Below are 26,351 nucleotides of genomic sequence, written 5' to 3' on the forward strand. Positions count from 1 at the left end.
GCGGCAACGGTCATCTTTGCTGTGGAGGAGGCAATGCAGGACCTGGCGGTCCCGGCGGTCGCCCTGGAAAGTCTGGCCGCGAAGGTACACCCGGTGTTACCGGCCAAGTGGTTCGATTGAACGTCGGCGGATAAGCGTTCGTGTACTTCAAGCAACTGTGGATCGCGGGGATGGTACTGGCCGTCCTCACGTTTGCCTTTCTAATTTCGCCTCCGATCTTCGCTCAATCCGGCAGGCATTTTGGCATGGACCACGGGAGTTCGATCCCATTCCTAAAATGGAAGGCAGAAGACGGAAAACAAGGCAGCACTTTCGATTTGCGAGGCTCTCGTTTCCGTCTTCTGATCGGTGATGAAACATGCAGTCGCTGTGAAGATCTTCTAAAGAAGTTCGAGATTGGAGAAGAAGATCGAAGTCAGCTGATCGTGCTATTTGTCGACTCCAATGGCACGGCCTCGAACTACAGTTTGACTGTATCGGAGCAGTTCCGGCTGAGGCATTCGTCTCAGCAATTTCGGACGCTCCTGCCAAGGAATAAAGAGGAACTGGGATTTGGGGGCGATATTTGCAAGCCGCCGCTTCCGTACATTGCACTTGTTAACGAGACTGGCGAAATCGAATCAGCTGCGACTTTGCAGTGAGACTCTTTTGGTATCTCACCGTGACGACCGCCCCTTAGGATCTTTTGTACGAAACGATCCAATCTGCAGCTGAGACGACACACTTAGATGAGAACCGCGAGTGGTTCGTTCTTTACGTACAATGTTTCTCGGAGCATTCGTGTCGGAATCCTTGAGGGTGAGCGGCAGCACTCGCATGGCCGTGAGGCGCCCCTCTACCACCGCGTAGAGGCAACGACGCTGACGCTCCATGCGAGCGCTGCTACACCTATCCGTTTCTCGTCGGGCTTGGTGGGCCGGGCACAAAAAGCCCGCTCCAAGGGAGGGACAATGACCGATCACGCGGCCACCGTGCTCGAAGCGCTTGACTGCTCCAGAGACGCAGCTCGCAAGCGAGCGTCCGGAACACAGCCGATGCCTCACCAGCCTCTTACGTCGCGTCCTGAGAAGCGGACCTTCGTCAAAAATGCGATTCTCGCACGTCTTTCTGTGGAAGACCTCGCGGCAATAGGGAAACGTCTCGAGCCGATCGTCCTGAACGAGCGCATGGTTCTTCAAGAGCCGAAAAGACATGTCGAGCACGTCTATTTCATAGAGTCGGGCCTGGTCTCGCTACGGGTGGTCGCGGGTGGGACCATGCTCGAAACGGCAGTCATAGGATATCGAGGGGTTGTAGGCGCTTCATTTTTGTGGGGCGGACATCTGTCGACGCATCAGTCTGTGGTGCTGTTTCCGGGAAATGCGTACAGAATCCATGTCGACGAATTGCGCCGGCTAGTGAAGGATCGTCCGGAGATCCGTGAGAATCTTTTCGAGTATGTCCAAGCGCTGACGTTTCAGTGCGTTCAGACAGGATTGTGCGGGGTTCGGCACGCCCGCGAACAGAGGCTGGCCAGCTGGCTTTGTTTGGCTTGCGATGCTGTTGACGCTCGTGTTCTGCCAGTTACCCATGACTATCTTTCCTCCGTCTTAGGATTGCGCCGCGCCGGGGTCACGGAGACGCTCATTAGATTCGAAGAGCAAGGGCTCATTCGTAAAATGCGCGGCGTTCTACAGATCGATGAACGCGAGCACCTCGAGCAAAAGGCATGCTGTTGTTACAAGCTTGTCTCAAGCGCTTATGCCTTGTCTCAGTCCAAAATTTCGACAAAAGAGCGCGTGAGCTAGCAAGTTCGCCAAGGGCATTTAGGTTTGAAATCGAGGGAGACTCCCAAAATGGATGTCGTATCGAGGATAGCCATTCTTGCCGCCGGCTTGCTGTTGTTCTTGCCCAGCGCGAATGCAGCAGAGTTGAAGACGTTTGCCACTACAGCGGTGGAATCGACGCTGAATGATCTTATGCCGAAGCTAGAAGCTGCATCCGGAAGCAAGCTCGTCATTTCCTGGGCCACGGCAGCGATGCTTTCCAAGCGTGTGCAGGAAGGTGAACAGGTTGATGTCCTGATCCTCACAAAACCTGCTCTCGACGGACTTGCCAAGGAGGGCAAAGCCATCGTCGAGCACGATGCGGTGTTTGCCAGCACCGGCATTGCCGTTGCGGTTAGAAGTGGAGCTACGAAACCCGACATTTCGACGCCGGAGGCATTCAAGCGAACACTGCTGGAAGCCAAATCCGTGGCCTTCAGCGATCCGGCAACCGGCGGTGCGAGCGGCGTCTACATCGCGAAGCTCATGGAGCGAATGGGCATTGCCGAAGAGATCAAGAGGAAGACGAAATATCCGCCGGCCGGGGGGCTTGCCGCGAACCTGGTGGTCAGCGGTGAGGCAGACCTCGCCATCCAATTGGAGCCCGAAATAGTCTCGGTTGCAGGCGTTGAGAAGGTGGGCAATCTTCCAGCGGAGCTAAACAGCGTTACGATTTTGGCAGCCGCCTTGGGCCAGCATTCCAACAATGAAGAGGCAGGACGCAGGGTCCTCAAGTACCTGCACTCTTCCGAAGCGGCGGCCGCCTTCACGGCTCATGGTATTACGCCGCGCGCAGACACCAGCTACTAGATATCCTCTGCGTTTTTGGGGTGATGCGGCAAGGTACCTGTTGACGTGCTGACATCTGGAGATGCTTCAGTCTGAAAGATCCCCAATACCGCCAGGACGCCACCGCCTGGCTTTCCGAACTTCCCACACACGAGCCGTTTATACGCGAGAGAGTGTCCATCATCTCGAATAGTTTCTCGGTGTCCGAGTTGGCGGTGGAATGCAAGATCGTCGGGAGACTGCCTTAGGTGCGGTATAATCACTCCACACTTTATGAAGCGATTTTTCGAATGGCTTGGATTGAAGGAGCGACTGCACAAAGCGAAGCATGCACCGCCTCTAGTTTCGGAAAGAGATATTTGGTGGGCAAGTATGGGAGAAAACGTCGGATCAGAGATCAACGGTAAGAGCGACTTATTCTCCCGCCCCGTGATCGTTCTGAAAAAGCTCGCGCACGGCTTCTACTTCGTCATTCCGACTACGACGCAGCTACGTGAAGGCACTTGGTACGTTGCCTTCCAGCAGCACGGTAAGGACGTGGCAGCCTGCCTGCATCAAGCGCGGGCAATCGACTTTCGCCGACTGTCATCTCGGTTGGGAAGAGTTGACAGTGACGACTTTGAGCGCGTGAAGGACGGTTTCCGCAAGCTCTACAAGCTTTAAACAAAATTCCCCGTCATTGCTGACGGGGCCGCGGCGAATGCCGAATGTGCCTCTATTCTAGCAAACACGAGCTGCATGCGCAATGAAGCGACATTCTCGTCCTCGTGATCTGTGCCCCTCAATGTTCTCAAGCACGATTTTTTCTCGGTTCGCCGCAAAACCACCAGTAGTTACCTAGTTGCGTTGGAAAAATGCACCTGCCCCGAAAGCAGTGGGAATATTGGACCGATTCCAGTTAGACGTTCCGCCGGCGCATCGGTCGTGCGATCATTCATCGGCAGCGGCCAATCCGATCGCTGCGTCTTTGGTCAATCAGTCATTGCAATGGAGAGCATTATGAAGAAGGCAGTTAGGTACGTTTTAGCGTCGATGGCGTTTGCTTTCGTGGGTCCTGCACTCTCCTCCGAACTGCTTAAGGAGGGTAGCTACGATTACACCGCCTGCTGGTCTGGTACCACCAATGCCATCTCGTTTTCGAAGACGCATACTGCATCGAGCTTTGAAATGACAGGTTCTATCCGGAGCACCGCCCCGGGCGGAATGTTCGATAAGGAGTCGTTCCGGTGTGTCGGCATGAACGCGTCGCTCGGCGGGAAGGATACGAGGAGCTCCGTCTGCGAGGCTACCGATGCAGACGGCAACAAGCGGCTTTCATATTTCTCGCTCGGAAGCGACGGAAAGCTGATCCGGGAGTTCGTCGTCGGGACCGGAAAGTATGAAGGAATGATCACGAGCGGCACGGTCGAACCCCTCGGGCCATTTCCGGTCATCAAGGCGGGATCGTTTCAGGACTGCAATCATCAGACCGGTACCTACAAACTGAAGTAGAGGTATCTCGAACCAGCCGTCGCCGACCGGCGCTCGGCGGCGGCTTTCTTGCCTTTTGCGCGGGGCGATATAGCGCGTTGGTCCGGTCCGCATCCAGAAACTGGAAATCGACAAAGAGATTTTTGCCAAGGATGACGATCATGGTCGTCCGGACGATGAGGATCGCGATCCCAATGACCGAATTAAAGAGGCCGCCAACTGAGGCGGGCCTCCGCTTTCTACTTGTCGGGTTTCCCGGGCGGCGGTTTAGCTCGCTTTGATCCAACCGTCAGTCGCAGCAACCTGGCTCTTGCGCGCTTCGCTGGTGCGTCGAGCTTATCGTCGACCTGCCGACGTTTTGATCCACGCACGCGATGCTTACCAATGAGACATTGACCGCGATGCAAAGCACAACGACGAGATGCTGACCGCGGCGCCATCCGGCTAACAGCCAAAATCGTGCGCGGGCACCCACTTCCTTACCAAGGCACATAATTCTCTTCGAGTAAGCCGCGGCAACGCTTCGGCAGTTAAAAGACATTTCAGTATTGTGAGAGGCTGTGCGGGCGCTTCAATCCGTTTGCTCCATCATATCGATCTAGACTGCTGATCGCGCGCCGCCAGGCGTCAGTATTGGCGCGAATCAGGAGCTATGAAAGCAATAGTCGGTCCGTTACGGACGGAGCGCCCCTCAAATTCGTTGCAAACAAATTCGATGTTGAGGCGCGGGCATACCAGCCGCCTCATGCTAGAAAAATCTACGGTTGTATTTTCTTCATGCTGAACGAGTATAGCACCTCATACAACCTTTGGCTGGACGGCGCCATCTCAAGGCGCGAGTTCTAAAGACTCGTAGTCGGTCACGAGGCCGAGCCGGGAGTGCATGCCTAACATCCAGCTACCGATTGTCAGTGATTTTGCAAACCCATCACTTTTTTGGAGAGTGCGATGAAAGCTAAAGCGGTAATAATGTCTTTTGCGATATGTTTGCTTTTTTCCAGTGACGCCTCCGCCTGGAATCTCAGAGGCCATATGGAGATCGCGGCGATCGCTTGGGATCAGCTGACGCCCACAACCAAGGCCAGAGTCAGCCAGCTCTTGAGGCTGAACCCGGATTATGATCACTGGGTTGAGGGCTTCTCGAGCCGCGAGAAAAGCAAGGCTGCTTTTACCCGGGCCGCCGGATGGGCCGACGATATCAAGAAAAAGAACGATTACACGGATGACGGCGAGAAGCCGTCAGGTCCCGATTCGGCACGCAATATAGGATACCGCGACACACTGATGCATCGCTACTGGCACTACAAGGATATCCCATTCTCGCCGGACAACACTCAGACGCATGACGGGCCCGAGCCTAACGCCGAGACTCAGATTATTGCCTTCCGTGACGCGCTCGCCTCGGAAGCCTCCGATGACGTGAGATCGTATGACCTCGTCTGGCTGCTTCACTTGGTCGGTGACGTGCACCAACCCCTACACGCGACCTCGCGTTTCACCCATGATTTGCCGGATGGCGATCGTGGTGGCAACGAGGTGAAATTATGTGAGAGGCCGTGCAGGAACGAACTGCATGCCTTCTGGGACGATCTTTTTGGAACAGGGACGAGCACGCGCGCAGCGATCAATGCAGCCCGAAAGATCGATGATGCGCCCGCTGGCAGCGCCGCCAACGAGGACGTCCATGCCTGGATCGTTGAGAGCTTCGAGCTGGCCAAGAGCGACGTTTACAAGCCGCCGATCGGTGTCGGCGGTGGGCCGTTCACCATTAGCGACGCGTACAAGCGGAAGGCGAAGGTGGTTGCGAACGCGCGGGCGGCCATCGCGGGAGCGCGGCTTGCGACGCTCCTAAACAACGCGCTGCATTAGAAAGGCGCCGCGTATCAACCGGTAGCTACGGCCGTGGCAGCGAAACGGTCCTTCCTTCAGACCATTGGCGTAGGCAGCTTTCCATGAGTTGCCTACGCTGCCGGATCTCCCATCGAGAGCCCTTTAACATTTGCCTCTTTGCCCGGCATGGACGAAGGGATGTTGCACTTTTGCTTCTCCGAACCGACGAGGACTTGGTATCACACGACATTCCTAGGCCGTTAGGCCCTACGTAAATGGGGACACCGCGCGCGCTGGTGAAGGGCGCGCGTGAAGCAGTCCGGCCAGTAGAACGATCCGTTCGCTAGATTCCCAACATTGGAGCCGTCCATGAGTAGGTTTGATTTTTTGCCTACAGAAGTATCGCCTTTGATTATGTCTCTCCTTCTGACCGGATTTCTCATCTACCCGCTGTGCAGTTTTCTCGTGCACGGCTGGAAACGAAAGAAGGAGGAGGTCGACAGTAGCCTCGTCGCTAACGCGAAGCGGACCTATCTGGAAGTTTTCTGGAATAGATCTCTCGAGACAAAGACCTCTGAGGAGGTAGATCAAGAGTTCTCTGCGTTTTATGCGCGGCGGTACGGCCGCGAACGCTTCGTGGTACCAATCCTTATACTTTGCGCGGTCTCCTTTCCCGAGAACCTCTGTCTCGCGAAAGGCTTAATACGGCTGCTAACCCCCAATAACGGGTTAGATGCTGTTACAGCCGCGATCGCCGGCGCTTACACTTATGTCGCTTGGGACTTCGTTGGCCGAGCACAACGTCGAAATCTCGTTCCCGCAGACATACTTCGCGGAGCCCTCAGAATAACAATTGCCGTACCAGTGGGATTGGCCTTCGTTGCTTCAATGAGGGAGGGAGTTGCTCCTTTTATCGCTTTTGCGGTCGGCGCTTTCCCGTTGAATACGCTACAAACCGTCTTTCGACGTGTGGCGGACGACAAACTCAAACTTGGAATCGTAGCGGATGTCATGGACGATCAGATTCCAGCACTAAACGGCGTCGATCGGTGGATTGCCGACCGAATCGAAGATGCTGACATGACAACGATTCCTCAGCTTGCGTGGTGTGACCCAATCGACCTTTCGATGCGATCAAGCTTACCCTTGCCATACGTCATCGACATTGTTGGCCAAGCACTCGCTTGGGTCTATTTTGCAGATAAGCTCAAACAACTCAGATCATTTGGGCTGCGCGGCGCGTTCGAAATGAAGGTATTGATGGACGGTCTCGCAGGCAAGGACCAGAATACCAAGGCGAAGGCTGACGCTGTATTGCCTGCGGCGGCTGCGGCCGCAAATATTCCCCGAGATGGTTTTGTATATGCGCTCTTTCAGATCGCCGAAGATCCTGCGACACTGTTTCTGTATGCAGCTTCAAAATGCTCAACGGATTGAGCTAGGTTCGGACTCGCTACGCCCGTCTCACTCTACGCTCCTGAGCAGCCGAGCAGATTCAGATAATTCGCCAGGCGTCTGCCTCAACAACCTCGGCAGGAGGGTGAATCGCTCTGCTCCGTGCCATGGAACTCGCCGAACACAGGCGAACCACGTTGGCTTGTTACCGCGGGCTAACGGGTTCGTTAGAACGGAAGGGGTGCTTCACAGCACCCCTTTGCCCCTTACGCTCATTGAACACAAAAACGCAGCGCGCCGCGCATGCCGTGTGCGAGCACCCGCAAAAATCGCGCAGTCAGTTTGTTGGATGATCATGGCGACCATCCCACATCCGTTCGGCAAACCGCCGCTCCTCGTCGCCCAATACGTCGCCGTAGATGCTGGTCGTGCGCAGCGAGGCGTGGCCGAGCCAGCGCTGCACAAGGTGCGGCGGCACAGCGGCCTCGAACGCAGCCACTCCGAACGTGTGCCGCAGCCCCTTCGGAGATGCAGCCGGCGTTGTAATCGACGCACGTTGCATCACCTCCTTTACGACTCGCCACGCCGTTGTACGGCTCCACGGCCATAGCCGTTCTCGGCAGAGTCTCGGCTCCGCTAGCCGCCTTCCCAGGTCGAATTGCGCGTCTAGTTCACGCATCACCTCGGGCGGCAACGGTATCTGACGCACGACGTGTTTGCGGCGCCGCTTGAGCGTCAACAACGCAACGCTGCAGAGATCGGCATCAACCGTCTCCGGCGTGAGTGCGAGGATCTCCGAAACACGCCCGCCGCTCCAGAGCAAGACTGTACAGAAGAGCCGCTTTAATGGTTCGATATCCTTGATCGCCTGCAGGAATCGTTCGCGTTCGGCGCTCGTGAGATATTTGCGGGTACCGGTTGCGCTGAAGAGGCTGAGCTCGGCGGTGGGGTGGCGCATGTTTGTCGCGCTTCTGTTTGATCCCTGCAACAAAATGGCCAATTTTGTTTCAAGCGATTTTCGCTGTGTTTGACGCGTATTACCGCGCCTTGGGTTAGCGAAGCTAAAGGTATCGCGCATACAAGATGCCTACAAACCAAAGCATATCACATGCCTGAAACAAAATTGGCCATACGGTAGCATCGCGCAGCTATCGAGAAGCAGCGGCGCGGCCGAGGTATCAGCGCCCAACAATTTTCATCTAATTCGTACACACGCGCCGGGGTTGCCCGTCGGGACTGTCGGCAGGCACCGCAGTGACGGCGGCACGATTTGGAGGGCGGGTATGAACCGCGTTTTTTTCACTATTCTGACTACGGGGCTGGTGGCGGGACTTGGCTGCGCCCATGCCGCGCCTACCGAACCTGGCTCCCTTGCAAGTGCAGGTATTCGCTGCAATGCGCCAACGGCTTGGCGAACCGGACCAAATGGACGGGTAGAAGTATGTCTGGATCGCAGCTACAGCACGTGTGTTCGCGACGCACGCGACAGATTGGGCTGGGGGCCGGCAGGCGTCGAACGCTGCAATGGCGCCAAGGCTCAAGGTCGGATCAAGTGAAATACACAGCACCTTCCACCGCCCGCATCACCGTTGCGGGCGGCCAATAACCACCGAGACCGTATTGTCTCGCAGGAAAAGAACTGAAGCTATTGCTTTCCATGAGGGAGCCGTTTGGCGTTCTGTAGTCCAGCATTTCCAAGGATGATCCACAAAGTTACTGCGCATAGGGAGTACTCCTCTGGATCGATGTAGCTGCTCTTGTCTCCCGATCAAAGTGGGCGTCCCATTAAGCTGGGACGCACTGAGCGCCTGACAGCCGTGTTGCAATGATTGCTCGCATCAGTTCGTTTTGCGCAGTTAGCGACTATGGCGACGTGCTCCCGAGAGCGGCACGAGTTATAATTTTTCGTATGTTGAAGGCAACGTTCACGGTAATAGCGGGCGCATTGATGATTAGTACCATCGTGCTCACCGGGTATCATTATTTCGGAGTTCGAGTAGAGGATCGATCGATCGAATTGCCTCTCCTAAGAACGAGCTCTAGCCTCTCACTTCAATCTGTCATCGATCATCCCGCACCAGGGGTCGAAGTGGCGAGCGCGCCTGAAGAACAAGCGTGTTCGCAGCTACAGGCCAAGTTTCTGCAGGTGTACCTAGGGTCATACAATCAATATGATCCGTCGACAATTGTGAGCCATTGGAGCAGAAAGCTGCATTCCTGCTTTATTGAGATAGAGAAACGAATTTGCGTTATTGATGCGGGATGCTGGAAAGGATCAGCTATCTACCGCGCGATCAAGGATAAGACCGCTCGCGGAGTTACCTTTGACGAGCTTGTTGAATGTTCAAGGGACGCCCGAGTGACGTGCTTGAACCCCAAGCCCAACAACAAGACTGAAACATACATGTCCAACAATGAATTCAACGAGCTCGAGGCCGAATACATGGTACGGTAGCGGATTTTGAGGAGTGTCCGAGGATGACAATCAGTGTTCAGATTACGCTCAACAACGAGAACCCTGCTGTTGTTAACTCGTTGCAATTTCTGCCCGCCTTACAGGTGGCATTTGCCAACTGGTCAAATGCCTTGGCCGGTGACGCACGCATTCAGGTGACGCTCAATATTGAACCCAACAGCTTCTTTGACGGTACTGGCGCACTCGCGTCATGCGTGCCCGTATTCGTGCCAATCGGCACCGCCGTTGACGGAAAGACGCTCTTCGAAACTGACTGCGCCTATCAGTCAATTGCCGGCGCCGCCGATCCAAATGGATCAGCGACCGACATGATCATCAACATCAACGGAGACTATACATTCTGGCTCGATCCAGCCAGTGCACCGCCGCAGGGCGCCTACGATTTACTAACGGTCCTTACTCATGAAATCGGACACGGCATTGGATTTAGCGGGGCCTTCGCTCAATCGAGCCGGTTCGATCCTGCAACAGGCAAGACGCTCAATCCTGCAACAGACGAGACGCCGTTCGACGAGCATATGGTTCCCGACCTCAAACTATTCGATGGACCGAATGCAGACAAGGCTAATGGAGAATCGCCGGTCCTCCTCTCCGATCAAAACAACGATTCCATATATCATATTGCCAGCAGTGACTCGATTGACCTCATGAACGTCGAGACGCCAAGTGGCAGTAGACGGACGATAAGTGATCTCGATATTGCGATCCTCACCGACCTTGGTATGGCCCCCAAAAGGGAAGGTCCTGCCGCCGGGGCGCCCGGCACGCTCGAAAGGACCTGGGATGGTGATTTCCAGCCAATGAGCGTTGACGGACGCTTCACGGCCTTCACGAGCGACGCGACAAATTTGGTTCCGAACGATACGAATGGCGTTCAGGATATCTTTGTATATGACCGGCTTACCAACACAACAGAGCGCGTCTCTGTCTCGAACGACGGAACCCAAGGAGATTGGCATAGCTTCGACCCAACCATCACCGGAGATGGCCGGTATGTCGCGTTCATAACCGGGGCCTCAAACTTGGTCCCTGGGAGCCCGCCGGGTTGGAACAATTTCGTCTACGATCGGAGCACCCATCAGGTCGAACTCATCTCAAGCCCGACTGATGGGACCGCAACTGGTCAAGCTCTGACCATCAGTCCAGATGGGCGCTATGTGGCCTTCGAAACTGACGCAATCACGAATGACGGCTCCAATCATGGGGTCGAGATATTTATCTACAATCGTGCCGCCGAATCCCTGAGCTTGGTCGCGGCAGACAAAGCGAATGGGATTGATGGCAATAATCTACAATTCAGCGTCGACGGGCGCTACCTGGTGTTTCAGAGCAAGAACAATATCTTCGTCTACGATCAGATCAACCAGAGCTTGCAGAACGTTACGTCGGATGGCGCCGGCTACATACCGTCAATAAGTGCTGATGGACGATACATAGCGTTCATTCATGCGACAGTTGATCAGACCACCGGTGAGATAACGGACGGCGCGAACATCTTCGTCTATGATCAGACAACTCGTACAACTGAGCTGATCTCCTTTGCTGATGGTGGGCACGCCGACAACCATGCCTTCTATCCATCGATAAGCGGGGACGGACGCTACGTTGTATACAGCGTGAGAAACGAGTTGGTTCCCAGCATCGTTCCTACCGTGAGTGACGGGATTTACGTATACGATCGCCTTGCGCACACGACTGTTCAGCTGGGAGAAGGCCTCTTCGCACAGATTAGCGCCGACGGAAAGCAGGTCGTTGTTGATCACGCCGACGGCAGTATTTCCCTTACAGCTGTCCCGACCCTCGGCGTGAGCTTCGATAGCGTGGTGTTGGAGCGCGATACGGGCGCGTTAAACTCCGACTTAGCGACCCAAGACGGTCACGTGATGTTGACGGGTACGATGTCCGGAGTCATCGATGGGGAAACAGTGCAGGTGTTCGACGGAAATACCCTGCTCGATCCAGTTACAATCTTCGAAGGAAGCTGGTGGCTGGACGTGAGTTTAGTTGACGGAATACACAACTTCTCCGTCACGCTGACCGACATCAACGGCGATACCGTCAGCACAGCTGGGCCCGACGAGCTTGTTATCGATAATACGGCAGCCGCCGTGACCATCCGGTTGGCGAACGATACCGGCATTTCTTCCACCGATAGAATTACCAAAGATGCCGCTCTCATCGGATCGGGAGATCCGAACGCAGTCGTGCACTTCATCATTGACGGCGTTCAGGTCGCTGACACGACAAACGCTGATGCTTCCGGCGCGTGGAGCTTCGCGCCTGCCGGCCTGGCTGACGGCCAGCACACAATATTGGCGGAAGAGACGGACCTGGCGGGGAATGTTGGGGCGTATCCATTGATATTTACGGTCGATACTCGTGCACCTGTCGACGTGCTGACGAACTACGTAGCGAATAAGAATGGAACGTTTACGTTATCGGGGACATCCGAAGCAAACATGCCGATTACGGTCATTGATGGAACGACCGTCTTAGGCGCGACGACGTCCGGCAGCAATGGGCAATGGACCTTCACTACAGGTGTTCTGTCCGGCGCTGTCGTTCATAGTATCTCGACAACAGCGACCGATGCGGCAGGGAATGTCGGGACGAGCGGAGCAGTGGTTTATGGCACCGCGGCGAACAACATTCTGACCGGCACCCCATTCAGCGACTTCTTCACAGGTAGCGCCGGTGCCGACACGTTCGACTTCGCCGGCGTTCACTTCGGCCAAGACGTCGTCAGGGATTTCACCGCAACCGGTAAGAGCCACGACTTGCTGGAGTTCGATCACGCAGCGTTTGCTAGTCCGAAGGATGCCCTGAACCACGCCGTGCAAGTAGGGAAGGATGTCATCATCACCTACGACGTCAGCGATACCGTGACTTTGCTCGGCACGCACCTCAATCAGCTGACGACGAGCGACTTTCATATTGTTTAGAGGTGTAGACGTGACCAGCTCAGGCCTCGCGGTCAGAGATACACGCACATCCGACTAGGCCGAATGGGCTACCTTGTTGAAAGCATCGCTGGACTTACGTAATCTAGGGATGATTTCCTGCGCCTTAGAGGCATTTTGCAGCGAAATTCGTCACCAGGCTGGGGTCCGATTATGCGGTACGATCGGATAGACGCCCGTATCCTCGAGATCGTGCAAAAGAACAATCGTCTAACTTCCGAGGCGATCGGCGAGCGGGCGGGGCTTTCGGCCACCGCGTGTCAGCGGCGCCTGAAGAGGCTCCGTTCCGAAGGCCTCATCGAGGCCGATATCTCGATCGTTTCGCCGAAGGCCGTAGGGAGACCTATTCAACTGCTGGTGCTTGTAAGCCTGGAGCGAGAACGTTCGGATATTATCGACAGGTTCAAGAAGGCCATCAAATCGTCAGTTGAAGTCGTCAACGGCTTCTACGTCACCGGCGACGCCGACTTTGTCCTCTACGTTACGGCCCGCACCATGGAAGACTATGAGGACTTCACCCGGCGATTCTTGTATGTGAACCCTGACATCAAGTGCTTCAAAACGATGGTCGTGTTAGATCGCGTAAAGGCGGGGTTTGCTGTCCCGGTTGAGATGCCGTCCGAGGATTGACCGAACGTTGATGCGCACGGGCGGCGCGCGCGGGATCTAGCGGACTTTCTACCTGAGCGCGACTACATCAATCCAACATTCTGCTCTAACCCATCGTGCCACACGTGCGCGAAGGGGCCACTGATGCGCAGCTGGTCTCGCAAAGCGAAGAAGAATAGGGCCGCGCCCGGCCTCTCCCCAACATGAAGCCGTTGCAGCGTTCCAAGCATCGACCGCAACCGTTGTTCATCCGTTGTTACCACGAGAACGCGGAATGTCTTCCAACCGAATTGCTGCGTATGCCGCCCCTCGGCATGAACGGTGAGATACGCCCGCATCTTTCGCTCTAGGCTCGATTGCGCAATATCGGTGCGGCTGATCGGCATCGTGCCGCGGTCGATCTCTACCATAAAGCAGCGGCGCGAACCGTCCGGAAACATCAAGCCGAATACGAGGTCGGGAATCACGGCGACGTCCAGCGAACTCCCATTGTGCGAGACGTTGGTCCTAAGCGCGAACGGATTGCGCATCTTGCGCGCGTATTCCCGTGAGTTCGCAATGATCTCTTCTGGACAAATGAGCTGTACGTCACTCCGACCACGCGTGGACTGTTCGAGCGCAACATGAAAGTCGACGATTTCGAGCTGGTGCTCGAGAAATGGTCGGCCCGCTTCCCGACTCTTTCGGCTCAACTCATGATTTGCGAACTCCACACCGCACTCGCTAAGCAACTGGGCGCCGAGGTCGCCGAGTGCGTAAACCATAGGTGCTGATCCCGATGTGGGATAGTAATCGAGTTGCGCTCGAGGCCTGTCGACATATCCAGCGTGATAGAGACGACATAGTCGATCATTGGTGCGATCGAGTGAGCGGCCAATAAGCGCCGAAATGTGAGTGGATCGCAAGAAGCGATGGCGAGCGAGTTGCCGCAGGATAAGCACGTCGCCCTCCGCAATTCGAAACGGAAGAGGTTCTAGCGAGCGGCGAAAGCGAGGCCGACGCTTCGCAACGAAGGTCAACGTGTCATCCATCGAATGGAATGTATCAGAGACGACATCGCACGCGGACGATCGGCTCGCGCTCACAACAAAAAGTGAAGAGCCGCTACTGTCGCTCACACATCCGCATAGCGGCACATACCAGAAAGCGGCCGAGCCGCCTCGCGACGAATGGAGCAGACAGAGCGACATTGCAGGGACTATCTCTTCCTCGGAAAGGAGGTGGTTCACATGGATTTGGAGAGCAAGATCGCGCGCGTTAAGGAACTCATCGCCAAGCGCGAGGAATTGGACGCCCAACTCGGCGAGCTTCTTGGCGGCGCAGGTCGCGAACGGCGTATTGCAAAATGCTCGATATGCAACGAGCCTGGACACCGCGCGAGCACGTGTCCTTCAAAAGCAGCCAACGCACCAAACTAAAGGTAAGCCCGCTTCGGCGGGCTTCTTCTTATGAACGCCAGTCATCTCCGCCTAGGTCGGGCGTTGGCGCGGGATCAACGTCAACCGGATTTTCTGAGGCAGTCCGCGGCACACGGATATCCGCCCGAGCAGCCTCCGGAGGAAGTGGGCTAACCGCATAGCGCTCTCGAATGCTCTTCCGGACCTCTTTGTGCTCGTGGGCCGTCATGCGTGGCGCCTTATTTAGATCCGTGGCCGGGATGCCAACCGACAGCGCGGTATTTGTCACTCCGCGGATATACGCGGCGAAATGGTACTGAGGCTGATTGAGGATGAATTCGGGGGTCGTTCGCATGTCACGCGCAAGCGAATGAGCCGCTGCGTCGCTTATTTTAGTCGCAAACTTTATCGCAGTCGCACCATAAAGCGCATCGAGTACTTGTGGCTGCATCTGCTGCAGTCGCTGATGCGCAAGGACCAAGCCCACGTTGAGCTTGCGTGCCTGGTCAAGGATGGCGGGAATCTTGGGGTCGCGCTTGATAAAGTCCTGACATTCGTCGATATAGACGAAGCATGGAAGTCGTTGCTCCTTTGGAAGAAGCTGCCGCTTATGCGCTGCGAGCAGGATCATTGAGATAAAAAAGCGACCCACGATCTCGACGCCGTCTTCTTGAAGCAGGCTTTGCGGGACGTTGATGAGAATAACCTTCCCAGCGCCCATTTCAGTGAAAAAGTCGAATTTGGATCTCGGTGCCGCGAACATTCGCGAGAGCGTCCGGATGCGCTTGACCGCGAATAGCCGGTCGACGACCTGCTCCTTCGTACGGTCGAACTCTTTGCTGTTGAACTTCAACTCGAAAAAGCGCCTCGCGTCCGGATCAAGCTTTGATAGATGCTCCCTGAACGTCGCAAGGCCTTTCGGCTGCATGAGATCAATGAGCGTATCCATGGTAGCCGACGGGATGGTGAGCAAAAGCTCGATCGTGAAATGAAACAAGGTATTCTGCCGGCTGGTCATCTCCGCCGAAAGTAAGGCGCTGAAGATGTAATCGTAGAGCGCGAGCACAGCGTTTCGGAATCCTTCGTGCTCCGCCGGCGAGTAAGCCTGCGTCGTCGCGATGCCGACATCGAAGAGGTTGAGAGCAACCGGCCACTCGACGTCTTCGGCGTCGATCACGACGAGCTTCCCACTAAGGCGCTCCCCAGGCGCGAACACCTTTAGACCCTCTATGGCCTTGATCAGATCGCGATTGCTTTCCATCACGACGATCGAGGCTTGATCCGCGGCTACAAGCTCAAGGTCGCGCGAGATCAAGTATTGAAGGAGGGTCGACTTACCGGCGCCGGGCGGCGCCACGATCCATTGGTGCTCGAAGCGAGACTTTTCAGGAAGCGAGAAGGGTACGGGACACAGGAAAAGATCGACGAAGGGAGTCCCTTTTAGATACGCCTCGACCAACTCGATGGGCGGAAGATCGGAATCACTCGCGTAGATCATCGGCCGCCGGGGCTTCTCATCATCAGGAGAATTCCCTGAGGCTTCGCACAAATTGGCATACAGACGCTCGTGCAGCGTTACAAAGAGACCAGCCTCGATATTTTCCTTTCTGCAGATGGTGCCAATAAATCGGTCCACGAGATCGCCCGGCTCGCGTAATAGGCAGACGAGTGGAACCGTGAGCGGCGCAGCATCCAAAGTCTCGGATAAGGCGGGCAGGTTAGAAATAAAGCCCCAACACGCATCGCGTAGCGCCGTAATGAGCAGATCGCCTACACGTTCGTCGTTCGTGAGGAAGTGCTCTTTTGCGCGCAGAAAGCGACGCAGGCCTACGTGCTCCTTTATGGAGAGATTCGCGCTGTTGAGGTCGATTTCGAGGAACGAGAAGATGGTCGTTTCAAGAGCGAGGACCTCCTGTTGGCATCGGTCCAAAGCTTTCAGAAGTTCGGCTGACGACGGGAGGTCAATCAGCTCCCCAACCTGCTGCGCAATATATGTATTCATACGAGCAATCGAGTCCTCGTGACCCCACATCGATCCGAAATGCGCCGCGCGCACCTGTTCGTAGAGGGTAGCGGTCTCCGATAGATCCCGTGCCCGCTCGTCGGTAAGTCGACGTAGGAAGGGACTGAACACTGATGGTGGTGTGTACGGCGGAAGCTTAGAGCTCAAGAACCTCCTCCCGACCATCGAACGTCTGTGCTGTATCCAGGTAGGCTCTCAAGCTCTTGCAGGCATTGAGAATGGCAGCCTCAGCGCCGAGCAGCTCGTCGAGGTCCTTACATTCAATATGCTGCCCGTTCATCAGACCGTCGACGGTGATGCGAAGGGAGAGAGCCATCATGGCCGCGCTCGCTATGCCGCGAGCGTTTTTCCACCAACCTCGCCCAGCGCTGCTGCTGACAGAGGCCTCATCAAAATGACCATACGCGGCCTCCTGATGCTGCTTGCGAGCCTGGCTGTCATACACAACGAGTTTTCCCAGACCATACTTGCTGACCAATCCCTTCTCCTCAGCCGACAGATCGGCCCGAGCATCGAGCGCAAAATAGACTTTGCTGCTGACCACGCCACCTGAGCGCTGCGATCGACGGAGCCTTAGTTGCATAGCGCCCCCTCCAGCTAACGGTAATGTTTTGCATATCGCTTCAGCTTGTGTGAAGACGTTCGATTTAGGCTCAATTGTTTCTTTCGCATCCTTCCATCCGCTGAAATTCAGATTGCTTTGAAGGACTTCCTTGAACGGCTGCCCAGATGGCCCCTCCGTCAGTGATAACGTCACTGCGGGGGCAGGCTCCATGTAATCCACCGATGCGTTTGAGGTCGCATCTGCCTGGACGACCTTTAGACGCCGCCAAAGTCGCTGCAGCGCATCAAGAGCAATCAACGTCAGATAAAAAATAATGTATTCGGTCATTGCTACCAGGAAGTCTCGATTCAACGGTTCCTCAAGCAGTGCTTCCCTAGAATTCCTAAGCGAACTAGCGTCCGAAGGAGCAGCATTTCCTTCCGGAGCAGAAGATCCTGACTTACGTTCATCGATTAACTTACCCGTCAAAATCGATTGGTCTCTAAGGCGATCTATCTCCAGCTCACGTTCGACCCGTAGGAAGGCTCGACGCGCCGTCAATCTACTGACGTCATCCGTTGAAAGATTTCGTGACATAAGCGCTACATCGCAACCTCTGATCCTGGCGGAGACATCGACGCCATTGTCGCTAAAGCACAGCACCCATTGTTGCACGAACTGATCGTACCCTCTGCCGGGTTGCTGCTGGGCCGCGGGGGGTCGTCCTGAACGTTGGCTCGTTTGAGCGAATGCGTCCGTAGCCCAAGTCGCGGTCAGGGCAAAACCAAGCGCTCCCAACAGAATTCGCATGCGAGCCCCGTTCGGTAGCTTCGACATACTTTCCGCAGTACTCGGCGCGATGGGAGCTAGGTGATTACCTATCTCCCTGGGAATACCCTGCATTACCACACCTTTTGCGTGCACTCCAGGCGCGCTCCACTGATTGTCTAGGTGACCGGGGATGCGCTGTCTGATTGATCGCGGAGATAGCCGCCCTTGCGACAGCCATTTCGTAAAGCGTCACAATTCACAGTTCGCAGGCGCAAAAACCGCTCAGCTCAAAGAGGGCTGTCGCAATTCGCTCGTCAATAGAGACCCGAGCATCAATTCGGCGAAAGCTTCGTAGCGTTCAGATTGACCACTTCGATTATAGGCGTCCTCCTTAATGAAAGAGATTGATGAGGCTCGGGACGCAAGTCCGAGAAGATCAATCTCGTACGAGGTGGAACGATGAAGTGCGCTCGCGCGCCGTTGTGCGTTAGCACAACGGAAGTCGCACGGAGCGCCTCGCCGTATCGCTCGCACATAATTGAGCATTGCTGCGCATGGCGACCGCTCACCCCGCCTTACCTTAAAGGCGGGGCGTATGGCGGGGCATAAGGCGCAGACTAGCTTCCAAAAAGGAAGGGCTTTGGCTTTGGAGGTTCAGCCTCGCTCCTACTTGTTTGGAGCGCAAATTCGTATTCCAGGGAACGGCCGGGTTGGACCCCGGCCGCCCTCCCTAGTCGGGATCGGGCTCGTCCTCGTCTTCGATGGTGAGCCCATGATCGCGAAGATGGTCGACTACATCCTGGTACAGCCACACTGGATGTGAATTGCGGTGTGAGCCTAGTTTCCTGCATTGAGGAAATTTCGGCGGCTTCGCATTCATCTTCCTGAACGTGTCAGTACGAGAATACGGCCATCCCATCTTTTTCAGATCATTCCAGCTCACTAGCAATCGCTTTACCGTAGACATCTGCACACTCCGTTTTGGGAGCGTCCAGACGCTGCCTAGGGTTTGGGGACCACTAGCTAGCGAGACAAATATAGCAAAAGCCTCCGCACCAGAGTTGTTCAGCGGAGTAATCTTTTGAGGTAAGCCTCCAGCTTTTGCAGCGCAGCGCGCTTCTCAGGTAGGTAATCGTGCCTGTCGTAAATCTCATCGAGATCGGTTCTGCCCCCACCGGTTACGTGGTTAAGCATGATCTCGGCAATCTCACGCGAGATCCCTAGGCGGGCAAGGGTAGAGCGGAAAGTGCGGCGCAAGTCTCGTACTTGCCATCCCGTCACGCCCGATTGCTTGTCGAGCTCCTTTTTCAGCTTCCCCCACGAGCCATCGTTGAAGTGCGTGCCTTTGATGTGACCGGGGAAGTAGTAATCAGTATCTTTGTCTCGCCAATTGTCGCCCATCTTTTCTTGCCGATCGAGGATCGCGCGCGCCATCGGGAGGATCGGGATGGCGTGGGCGCGGCCGTTCTTCGTGAACTCACCCGGGATGGTGATCACGCGCCCTTCTCTCCAAGCGCGTTGCAGCCGCCCTACTTCGCCGTTCCGACATCCCCACAAAATGATGAGGCGGATCATGTCACCGAAGAAACCCTCGCATGCCTGCCAAATTTTTTTGAGTTCGTCGTCGTTTAGGATACGGCTGCGCTTTTTGTCCTTACCTGGAGCCGGGTAACCCTCGAGCGGACTGCGCTTGATGTAGCGGTGTGGAGGTTTCGTGCACCACCGGAGCATCGTCCGGAGCGCGCGGAATGCGTGGAGCTGCTCGCTCGGCACGTCGGCGAGCTTCCCGAGTGCACGCTCAATCGTCGCATCATCGAGATCATCGAGTGTGCATTTGAAATCTAAGCGGTTGAGGAGACGAAGCGTCTCAGATTTCGTGCGCTCGGCTTTACCCTTGTAGTTCTCCTCAATGAAGACGAGCTTCGCTTGCTCGAACTCGATGCTGATTTCTTTTTCCCCGACGGGAGTACCGAGAGCGACAAAGGCGCGGCGGCGCGCCTCTGCGAGCTTCAGATCGGGATAGTGACCCAGCCGGATTTTGGTGCGGTTGGGTTCTTTGAGGACGATCCAAGTCTTTCGGCGCTTGCCGACACGCAAGCCGAAAGCCGGTGTCTTCCGGTCCATGTAGAGGCCGGGCTTCAGCGACTGAACGGTGAGATCTGTGAGTCCAAGAATTGGCACGATTTGGCACGCCTTTCACGTGGATTGAGGCGGATAACCATGCCGAATTATACGTGGGTCGAGTCGCAGAAACCACTATAAAACAAGGGGTTTTCGGACACTATGTGGAACGGTGGAGAGGCTTCACAAAAGATTGGGAAGCTGCCGTTCTACCATTGAACTACGCCCGCGATCTCAATGCTTGAGGTCGCACCTCACGGGTGCGACCGGCCGGACCATAGCCCGGGCGGCGGCAGCGGATCAAGCGCGCATTGAAGCCGATCGCCGCACCGCCCCCGCTAATGGCCCATCCTCACGAGCACGTCATTGATGACAAAAGCCGCGGCGGCGGATGCGTCGCAAGTGCCGCTTCGTGCATAGATGCAGGCATCGGCGATGCCGACGCGGGCACAGCTTTGCCTTGAAAAATCCGCCGGCAGATCGCTGGCCGCCGCGGGCCGCGCAAGGATGCGGTTGAAGGCCGGCCTGGTCGCCTGCAACAGCGGCGGCAGGATCAGCTCGGCGAGCGGATCGGCGGGCTCGAGCGCATAAAGCGGCGCGGTCCCCACCAATCGTTCCCGCCCCGGCAACAGCTGGAAACGAACATTGTAAAGTGCGAGACCGCACATCTGCGGATCGCTGCGCAGTTCGGCGGCAAGCCGCGCCGCGCCGACACCGCGTGTCCAGTAGTCGCGCATCCCCTCGCTGGCGCCGGCGAGCGTCACCGAGAGCAAGGCCCAGCCGCCGGTGACGATCGGCAATGCCCAACGGCGCCACCCGGGTTTTGCGCGCAGCCATTGCACCCAATCGGCCGATCCCAGCGCCGCGACGATGATGAACAGCGCCACCGAGAGGAAGACGAAGCGGTATTCCTTGTGCGCGATCAGGCTGTGGAAGACGAGGTTGACCAGCGCCACGGCCAGCAACAGCGGCGCATGCCGCGAGCCGCGCCAGATCGCGGCGAGCGGCAATACGATCGCCGCCGACCACACGATCAGGAAGTTGACGAGATAGGCCGAAGGCGGCGTCACGCCGAACTCGGTCGCGCGATCGTGCAGCAGGTTTTCCTTGATGTTGCCGATCAGCCAGGCGAACGGCACGGCGCCATGCGCAAGGTCGATCATGGCGGTGAGCACCAGCGCGGCGAGACCGCCCGTGATCAGCGGAATCAGGTTTCGCCAACGCATCCAGCAGGCGCCGAGCGCAAGCACGGCGATGGCCGGCGCGTACTGAAAGCGGCAGACAAAGGCGAAAGCGAGCAACGCGCCGCCGATCGCCAGATGCCGCTGCGACGGACGACCGGTCACCAGCAGCGCCGCCGGTACGATCAGCGCCGTCGCCAGCGGCTCGCCCAAGGTGTGCGGCGCGAGCAGGATCAACTCGAACCAGACCGCGGCGGCGAACGCCGCGACGATGGCATGGGTTCGCGAGATCCGTGCACCGAAGAACCATGCGCTGACCACGATCGACAGTGACGCAGATGCGGCGACCAGGCGCGGCACCAGGAAAGCGCCCTCGCCCCCCGGCGCAATCAAGCCGCCCACCGCGACCGGCCCGGCCAGCAATGTCGGCAGGAACCAGCCGCGAATGCCTTCGCGCCACTCCCACGTCAAAATGCCGTCATGGCCGAGCATCCGCCACGCCGGCTCGAGATACTGAAAGATCTCGTCCGGATACATCACGTTGGGCCAGAGCGCGGCCGCAAGGCGCAGGACCAATGCCAGCAACAGCAATGCGAACAGCGGATGAAGACGCCCGGTCGATGTCCCGGCCACGGCTGTGCTGCCGCGCGCCCCATCCGCGCCGGTGCTGGTCATCGTTCCGCCGATCGTACCGTGGAGCAGCATGCTGACGACCAGATAGCGGGCAAAGCCTTTAAGATGCGTGACTGATAAATTGGCGGGGTCACACAGAAGGGGCCGAGACATGGTTAGCTAAACGTCAAGATTCCGGATGCGCGCGCCGACGACAATGTTAGGATCGCGCGCATGGGGGCTGGTGGCGTCATGGCGGGGCGTGGGTATACCATTTTCGACACGGCGATCGGCCGATGCGGCATCGCGTGGGGCGAGTTCGGCGTGGCCGGCGTGCAGCTTCCCGAGCTGCGTGAGATCGAGACCCGCAAGCGGCTATTCAAGCTTTATCCTGACGCGCGCGAGATGCGGCCTCCCGAGGAGGTCGCTGTCGCGATCGAGGGCATCGCTGCGACCTTGCGCGGCGGCATTGGGGACCTTGCCGGCGTTGCGCTCGACATGAGCGGCATCCCGGCCTTCAACGCGCGCGTCTACCAGTTTGTCCGCACCATTCCCCGCGGCGAAACCCGGACCTATGACGAGGTGGCGAGTGCCTTGCGCGCGTCCGGCGCGGTCTATTCGGTGGCACAGGCGCTCGGCCGCAATCCCTTCATGGTCATGGTGCCCTGCCACCGCGTGCTCGAGGCAGGCAATTATGCCGACCGGATCTCGCCGAACGGCGGCAGCATCTCGAAGCGGCGGCTGCTCTCGATCGAGGGCGCCCAGCCGACCACCAGCAAGACCCTTTTTGATGTGCTGCTGCCCGTTGCACGGCTCCGGCCGCAAGCTTAAATCCCGGATATGGTCCGAACCACGCTGCTGCAGCGCGATCGCATCACGGTGAACGAGTTTCGCTGCACGGCGGAACCCGGCGACAAGCCGTTCGCCGAGCAGTTCGCCTGCCATTCCGTGTCCTATGTGCGCAGCGGCAGCTTCGGCTGCCATTGCCGCGGCCGCTTCCATGAGCTGGTGGCGGGCTCGATCTTGGTCGGCCATCCCGGCGATGAATACACCTGCACGCACGACCACGTGGTCGGCGACGAATGCCTGTCGTTCTTCCTCGACCCGGTGCTGGTCGAGACCATCGGCGACCGCGCGGCGGTCTGGCAGGTCGGGTCGGTGCCGCCGCTGCCGGAACTGATGGTGATCGGCGAGCTCGCGCAAACGGCGGCAGCTGGCAACAGCGACGTCGGTCTCGACGAGATCGGCCACCTCCTCACCAGCCGCCTTGTCGAGCTGGTGTCCGACCGCAAGGCAAAGCCGCTCACCGCAGGCTTGCGCGATCGCCGCCGCGCCGTCGAGGCCGCGCTGTGGATCGACGCCAATTCACAGCATCAGATCGACCTCGACGATGCCGCCGAGCAGGCCGGCTTGAGCACCTTCCATTTCCTGCGGCTGTTTTCCGCCGTGCTCGGCGTGACCCCGCATCAATATCTCGTGCGCTCGCGGCTGCGCCATGCAGCGCGGCGACTCGCGGATGACGACAGCCCGGTCACCGACATCGCCTATGACGTCGGCTTCGGCGATCTGTCCAATTTCGTGCGCAGCTTCCACCGCGCCGCCGGCGCTTCGCCGCTGAAGTTCCGCCAGGCCTCGCGCGGCGACCGCAAGATTTTCCAAGAACGTCTCGCGCTGCAATAGCTAGGCTGCTCCCGTCCGCGCGTCTTTCGATGCGCTTAGCGACTGGAGATTCCTTATGTACGACCATATCGGTTTGCGCGTTGCCGACCTCGACGCCAGCGTGCGCTTCTACACCGCAGTGCTGGCGCCACTCGGCTTCGTGCTCTGCTCGCGCGACGACAGCGGCGCCGGCTTCGGCCCGAAGGGCGAGCCCGCGCTCTGGCTGCATTTGCACAAGGGCAAGGCCCAAGGCGGCGCGCACATCGCGTTCCGTGCCCCGAGCCATGACGCGATCAAGACATTCCATACCGAGGGCCTGAAAGCCGGCGGCAAGGACAACGGCGCGGCGGGCCATCGCGAGGACTACAGCCCGACCTATTACGCGGCGTTCCTGCTCGACCCCGACGGCAACAATGTCGAGGCGGTGTCGACCTAGCACACCACAGCTCCGCCGTCATTGCGAGCGGAGCGAAGCAATCCATCTTTCCGCCTGCTGCGGTGTGGATTGCTTCGTCGCTTCGCTCCTCGCAATGACGACACATCTGAAACCAACGAGGATTGAACGATGGCTTCCATTCACAAAAATATCCCGATCGACGCGCCGGCAGATCATGTCTGGGACGCATTGCGCGATTTCGGCGCGCTGCATACGCGGCTGGTGCCGGGCTTCGTGACCGACACCCAACTGGACGGCGACGTCCGCACCGTCACTTTCGCCAACGGCACCGTGGCGCGTGAGACGCTGGTCGATTGCGACGACAACCGAAAGCGGCTGGTCTATGCGATCACCAGCGAACGGCTGAAACAGCATTCCGCCTCGGTGCAGGTGTTCGCCGAGGGCGCCACGCGCTGCCGCGTGGTGTGGATCGCCGACGTGCTGCCGCACGAGGTCGCGCCCTACATGGACGCGCAAATGGACCTCGGCGCGGCAGCGATGCAGGCGGCGATGGCCAAATCGGCCAGGGAGAAGAGCGCGGCGTGATCCGCTAGGTCATGCGACTGGCCGCGCATTTCGAACTATGACCGTCACCTGAGGAGGTCGCGAAGCGACCGTCTCGAAGGGCGACAGCCCCGCTGTTTCTACGAGCGCACGCCGAAACACCTGGGCCGTCGCCCTTCGAGACGCCGCTTCGCGGCTCCTCAGGATGACGGGTTTAATATCTACGACAGCGCCGGCTGCGGCTCGGCGACCGGCGCGGATTTACCCCACCGCGTCAGGATCACGCTGAGGCAGGACAACACGCCGAGCACGCCCATCGAGGCGGCGGCGAGTGCGAAGAAGTTCTGCGCGCTCGCCGCGTGCGTCGACAGCCACCAGCCGCCGGCGCCGATGAAGATCAGCCGCGCGGTCTGCGCCAGCACCGGACCCAGCACCTTCGCCGCGCCTTGCGAGGAAAAGTACATCGACATCGCAAGGCCGATGAACGCGTACATCGGCGCGGCGGTCGAGAGATATTGATGGCTGGTCGCCCGCACGTGCGGATCATTGGTGAACAGATTGACCCAGAGGTCGGGGAAGACGGCGATGAAGCTGCCGACCACGCCGACCGCAAGGAACGACACCGTGCCAGCGGTCCAGGCAATGCGCCGGGCCCGCGCGACACGCTCGGCGCCGACCGCCATGCCGATCATCGGTACTGAGGCGATGCCGACCGCGAAGGCAACCGAAGTCAGCATGAATTCGAGCCGCGCGCCGATGCCGTAGCCGGCGAGTACCGCAGTGCCGAACTGCGCCAGCATGTGGGTGAAGATCGAGATCGTCAGAACCGACTGCAACGGCGAGAAGCAGGACACCGCGCCGACCTTGAGGATGTCGATCAACATCGCCCATTGCACGCGCAGCCCCTTGAATTTCGGCTTCACGCGCGCGCGGCCCGAGAACAGATACCAGCCCATCACGGTGATGCTGATCGAATAGGCGATCAGCGAACCCGCGGCGACGCCGCGCATGCCGAATTGCGGCACCGGACCGAGGCCGAGCCCGAGCGTGCCGCCGAGAATGATCTGCCACACCGCAGACGACAGGATCATGGTCGACGGCAGCTTCATGTTGCCGGTGCCGCGCAGGATGCCGGCCATGGTGTTCATCAGCCAAGGCAGGATCGCGCCGCCGAAGAAGATTTGCGAATAGGCGATCGCCTGCGCCAGCACATTGCCGCGGCCTCCGAGCAATTCGAGCAGGCGCGGGCCGAAGATCAGCATGCCCAGCATGAACGTCAAACCAAAGGTCAGGCCGATCAGCAGCGCATGCATCGCGAGCGTCGAGGCGCGCTCGATCTCGCCGGCGCCGAGCGCACGTGCGATCGCGGATGCCACGCCGCCGCCCATCGCGCCGCCGGACATCGTCATGGTGAGGATCACGCAGGGAAACACCAGCGCCATCGCCGCAAGCGACTCGACGCCGAGCCGGCCGATATACGAAGTCTCCGCGATGACGACGCAGGTGCCGGCGGAGAGCGCGATCACATTCGGCCAGGCGAGCCACAGCAGCGTGCGCAGGATCGGCCCGTCGAGCAGCGCATTGCGCGCCGGCTTGGTCACCGGCGGCGGCAGCGGCCGCTCTTGTTCGTCGACAGGAATTTCGGCGAGGCCGAGATCGGACATTTCTACTCCCACGCGCGATCTGGGGAGCCGCGCCATGGTGTTTCCCTACCATGGCAGCGGCGGAATCCACGTGCGCGGGGCGCAAGGGGGGCCTGCGCGATTGCA

Annotated in this window: 21 protein-coding genes; 14 read left to right on the top strand and 7 right to left on the bottom strand. The window is 58.0% G+C overall.

What is annotated here, in order from left to right:
- Positions 1-140 precede the first annotated feature (140 nt).
- The 7 genes from QA635_RS39130 to QA635_RS39160 all read left to right on the top strand — a co-directional run bounded on the left by QA635_RS39130 (position 141) and on the right by QA635_RS39160 (position 7,331).
- Positions 141-641, top strand: a complete 501-nt coding sequence (locus QA635_RS39130) for a hypothetical protein (protein ID WP_283065243.1) — start codon at positions 141-143, stop codon at positions 639-641.
- A 309-nt stretch (positions 642-950) separates the two neighbouring features.
- Positions 951-1,787 (top strand): Crp/Fnr family transcriptional regulator, encoded by an 837-nt coding sequence (locus tag QA635_RS39135; protein WP_283065245.1) that lies wholly within the window; start codon positions 951-953, stop codon positions 1,785-1,787.
- Between the two features lie 48 nt (positions 1,788-1,835).
- Positions 1,836-2,615 carry a molybdate ABC transporter substrate-binding protein gene (locus QA635_RS39140; protein WP_283065247.1) on the top strand — a complete coding sequence of 260 codons (780 nt, stop codon included), beginning with the start codon at positions 1,836-1,838 and terminating at the stop codon, positions 2,613-2,615.
- Between the two features lie 252 nt (positions 2,616-2,867).
- Positions 2,868-3,257, top strand: a complete 390-nt coding sequence (locus QA635_RS39145; RefSeq protein ID WP_283065249.1) for a type II toxin-antitoxin system PemK/MazF family toxin — start codon at positions 2,868-2,870, stop codon at positions 3,255-3,257.
- A 336-nt stretch (positions 3,258-3,593) separates the two neighbouring features.
- The gene (locus tag QA635_RS39150) at positions 3,594-4,085 is read left to right on the top strand and encodes a hypothetical protein (RefSeq protein ID WP_283065250.1); all 492 of its coding nucleotides are present in this window, start codon (positions 3,594-3,596) and stop codon (positions 4,083-4,085) included.
- 927 nt (positions 4,086-5,012) lie between these two features.
- On the top strand, positions 5,013-5,933 hold the full coding sequence (locus QA635_RS39155; protein ID WP_283065252.1) for a S1/P1 nuclease: 921 nt from the start codon (positions 5,013-5,015) through the stop codon (positions 5,931-5,933).
- A gap of 330 nt (positions 5,934-6,263) precedes the next feature.
- Positions 6,264-7,331: a hypothetical protein gene (locus QA635_RS39160; RefSeq protein ID WP_283065254.1), complete on the top strand. Its 1,068-nt coding sequence runs from the start codon at positions 6,264-6,266 to the stop codon at positions 7,329-7,331.
- A 295-nt stretch (positions 7,332-7,626) separates the two neighbouring features.
- On the opposite strand, the gene QA635_RS39165 is transcribed toward QA635_RS39160, so the two are convergent.
- Complete coding sequence (locus QA635_RS39165; RefSeq protein ID WP_283065256.1) at positions 7,627-8,367, bottom strand: tyrosine-type recombinase/integrase; 741 nt, start codon at positions 8,365-8,367, stop codon at positions 7,627-7,629.
- Positions 8,368-9,767: 1,400 nt separating this feature from the next.
- On the opposite strand from QA635_RS39165, the gene QA635_RS39170 reads away from it, so the two are divergent.
- Together QA635_RS39170 and QA635_RS39175 are read left to right on the top strand one after the other, a co-directional pair.
- On the top strand, positions 9,768-12,707 hold the full coding sequence (locus tag QA635_RS39170; protein WP_283065258.1) for an Ig-like domain-containing protein: 2,940 nt from the start codon (positions 9,768-9,770) through the stop codon (positions 12,705-12,707).
- A gap of 171 nt (positions 12,708-12,878) precedes the next feature.
- The gene (locus QA635_RS39175) at positions 12,879-13,355 is read left to right on the top strand and encodes an Lrp/AsnC family transcriptional regulator (RefSeq protein WP_283065260.1); all 477 of its coding nucleotides are present in this window, start codon (positions 12,879-12,881) and stop codon (positions 13,353-13,355) included.
- Positions 13,356-13,417: 62 nt separating this feature from the next.
- On the opposite strand, the gene QA635_RS39180 is transcribed toward QA635_RS39175, so the two are convergent.
- Positions 13,418-14,524 (bottom strand): replication-relaxation family protein, encoded by a 1,107-nt coding sequence (locus QA635_RS39180; protein ID WP_341850451.1) that lies wholly within the window; start codon positions 14,522-14,524, stop codon positions 13,418-13,420.
- Positions 14,525-14,563: 39 nt separating this feature from the next.
- Here QA635_RS39180 and QA635_RS39185 point away from each other — a divergent pair, with 39 nt between their 5' ends.
- Complete coding sequence (locus QA635_RS39185; protein WP_283072192.1) at positions 14,564-14,752, top strand: hypothetical protein; 189 nt, start codon at positions 14,564-14,566, stop codon at positions 14,750-14,752.
- Between the two features lie 28 nt (positions 14,753-14,780).
- Here the strand turns inward: QA635_RS39185 and QA635_RS39190 are convergent, their stop codons facing one another.
- The 4 genes from QA635_RS39190 to QA635_RS39205 form a co-directional block, all read right to left on the bottom strand.
- Entirely contained in the window at positions 14,781-16,733 is a 1,953-nt protein-coding gene (locus QA635_RS39190; protein ID WP_283065262.1) for a type IV secretory system conjugative DNA transfer family protein, read from the bottom strand.
- A 157-nt stretch (positions 16,734-16,890) separates the two neighbouring features.
- Positions 16,891-17,973, bottom strand: coding sequence for a hypothetical protein (locus QA635_RS39195; protein WP_283065264.1), 1,083 nt, complete (start codon positions 17,971-17,973; stop codon positions 16,891-16,893).
- Between the two features lie 1,161 nt (positions 17,974-19,134).
- The gene (locus tag QA635_RS39200) at positions 19,135-20,250 is read right to left on the bottom strand and encodes a site-specific integrase (RefSeq protein WP_283065266.1); all 1,116 of its coding nucleotides are present in this window, start codon (positions 20,248-20,250) and stop codon (positions 19,135-19,137) included.
- Positions 20,251-20,528: 278 nt separating this feature from the next.
- Positions 20,529-22,076, bottom strand: a complete 1,548-nt coding sequence (locus QA635_RS39205) for a glycosyltransferase family protein (protein WP_283065268.1) — start codon at positions 22,074-22,076, stop codon at positions 20,529-20,531.
- Positions 22,077-22,235: 159 nt separating this feature from the next.
- Between QA635_RS39205 and QA635_RS39210 the strand changes: the two genes are divergently transcribed.
- The 4 genes from QA635_RS39210 (at position 22,236) to QA635_RS39225 (ending at position 24,624) form a co-directional block, all read left to right on the top strand.
- On the top strand, positions 22,236-22,814 hold the full coding sequence (locus tag QA635_RS39210; RefSeq protein WP_283072087.1) for a methylated-DNA--[protein]-cysteine S-methyltransferase: 579 nt from the start codon (positions 22,236-22,238) through the stop codon (positions 22,812-22,814).
- A gap of 9 nt (positions 22,815-22,823) precedes the next feature.
- Positions 22,824-23,663: a helix-turn-helix domain-containing protein gene (locus QA635_RS39215; RefSeq protein ID WP_283065270.1), complete on the top strand. Its 840-nt coding sequence runs from the start codon at positions 22,824-22,826 to the stop codon at positions 23,661-23,663.
- 55 nt (positions 23,664-23,718) lie between these two features.
- Positions 23,719-24,078 (top strand): VOC family protein, encoded by a 360-nt coding sequence (locus tag QA635_RS39220; RefSeq protein WP_283065272.1) that lies wholly within the window; start codon positions 23,719-23,721, stop codon positions 24,076-24,078.
- A 129-nt stretch (positions 24,079-24,207) separates the two neighbouring features.
- Positions 24,208-24,624, top strand: coding sequence for an SRPBCC family protein (locus QA635_RS39225; RefSeq protein WP_283065274.1), 417 nt, complete (start codon positions 24,208-24,210; stop codon positions 24,622-24,624).
- A gap of 179 nt (positions 24,625-24,803) precedes the next feature.
- Here the strand turns inward: QA635_RS39225 and QA635_RS39230 are convergent, their stop codons facing one another.
- Positions 24,804-26,246 (bottom strand): MATE family efflux transporter, encoded by a 1,443-nt coding sequence (locus tag QA635_RS39230; RefSeq protein WP_283065276.1) that lies wholly within the window; start codon positions 26,244-26,246, stop codon positions 24,804-24,806.
- Positions 26,247-26,351: the final 105 nt, after the last annotated feature.

The organism is Bradyrhizobium brasilense, assembly GCF_029714345.1.
GTDB lineage: Bacteria > Pseudomonadota > Alphaproteobacteria > Rhizobiales > Xanthobacteraceae > Bradyrhizobium > Bradyrhizobium australafricanum.

Excerpts from the sequence above, each read along its gene's own strand:
- QA635_RS39140 (WP_283065247.1), top strand. The coding sequence starts at position 1,836 with ATGGATGTCGTATCGAGGATAGCCATTCTTGCCGCCGGCTTGCTGTTG.
- QA635_RS39205 (WP_283065268.1), bottom strand. The coding sequence starts at position 22,076 with ATGCTGCTCCACGGTACGATCGGCGGAACGATGACCAGCACCGGCGCG.
- QA635_RS39220 (WP_283065272.1), top strand. The coding sequence starts at position 23,719 with ATGTACGACCATATCGGTTTGCGCGTTGCCGACCTCGACGCCAGCGTG.
- QA635_RS39230 (WP_283065276.1), bottom strand. The coding sequence starts at position 26,246 with ATGTCCGATCTCGGCCTCGCCGAAATTCCTGTCGACGAACAAGAGCGG.
- QA635_RS39165 (WP_283065256.1), bottom strand. The coding sequence starts at position 8,367 with ATGCGCGATACCTTTAGCTTCGCTAACCCAAGGCGCGGTAATACGCGT.
- QA635_RS39185 (WP_283072192.1), top strand. The coding sequence starts at position 14,564 with ATGGATTTGGAGAGCAAGATCGCGCGCGTTAAGGAACTCATCGCCAAG.
- QA635_RS39225 (WP_283065274.1), top strand. The coding sequence starts at position 24,208 with ATGGCTTCCATTCACAAAAATATCCCGATCGACGCGCCGGCAGATCAT.
- QA635_RS39215 (WP_283065270.1), top strand. The coding sequence starts at position 22,824 with ATGGTCCGAACCACGCTGCTGCAGCGCGATCGCATCACGGTGAACGAG.
- QA635_RS39160 (WP_283065254.1), top strand. The coding sequence starts at position 6,264 with ATGAGTAGGTTTGATTTTTTGCCTACAGAAGTATCGCCTTTGATTATG.
- QA635_RS39175 (WP_283065260.1), top strand. The coding sequence starts at position 12,879 with ATGCGGTACGATCGGATAGACGCCCGTATCCTCGAGATCGTGCAAAAG.
- QA635_RS39145 (WP_283065249.1), top strand. The coding sequence starts at position 2,868 with ATGAAGCGATTTTTCGAATGGCTTGGATTGAAGGAGCGACTGCACAAA.
- QA635_RS39170 (WP_283065258.1), top strand. The coding sequence starts at position 9,768 with ATGACAATCAGTGTTCAGATTACGCTCAACAACGAGAACCCTGCTGTT.
- QA635_RS39180 (WP_341850451.1), bottom strand. The coding sequence starts at position 14,524 with ATGTCGCTCTGTCTGCTCCATTCGTCGCGAGGCGGCTCGGCCGCTTTC.
- QA635_RS39155 (WP_283065252.1), top strand. The coding sequence starts at position 5,013 with ATGAAAGCTAAAGCGGTAATAATGTCTTTTGCGATATGTTTGCTTTTT.
- QA635_RS39210 (WP_283072087.1), top strand. The coding sequence starts at position 22,236 with ATGGCGGGGCGTGGGTATACCATTTTCGACACGGCGATCGGCCGATGC.
- QA635_RS39190 (WP_283065262.1), bottom strand. The coding sequence starts at position 16,733 with ATGAATACATATATTGCGCAGCAGGTTGGGGAGCTGATTGACCTCCCG.
- QA635_RS39135 (WP_283065245.1), top strand. The coding sequence starts at position 951 with ATGACCGATCACGCGGCCACCGTGCTCGAAGCGCTTGACTGCTCCAGA.
- QA635_RS39150 (WP_283065250.1), top strand. The coding sequence starts at position 3,594 with ATGAAGAAGGCAGTTAGGTACGTTTTAGCGTCGATGGCGTTTGCTTTC.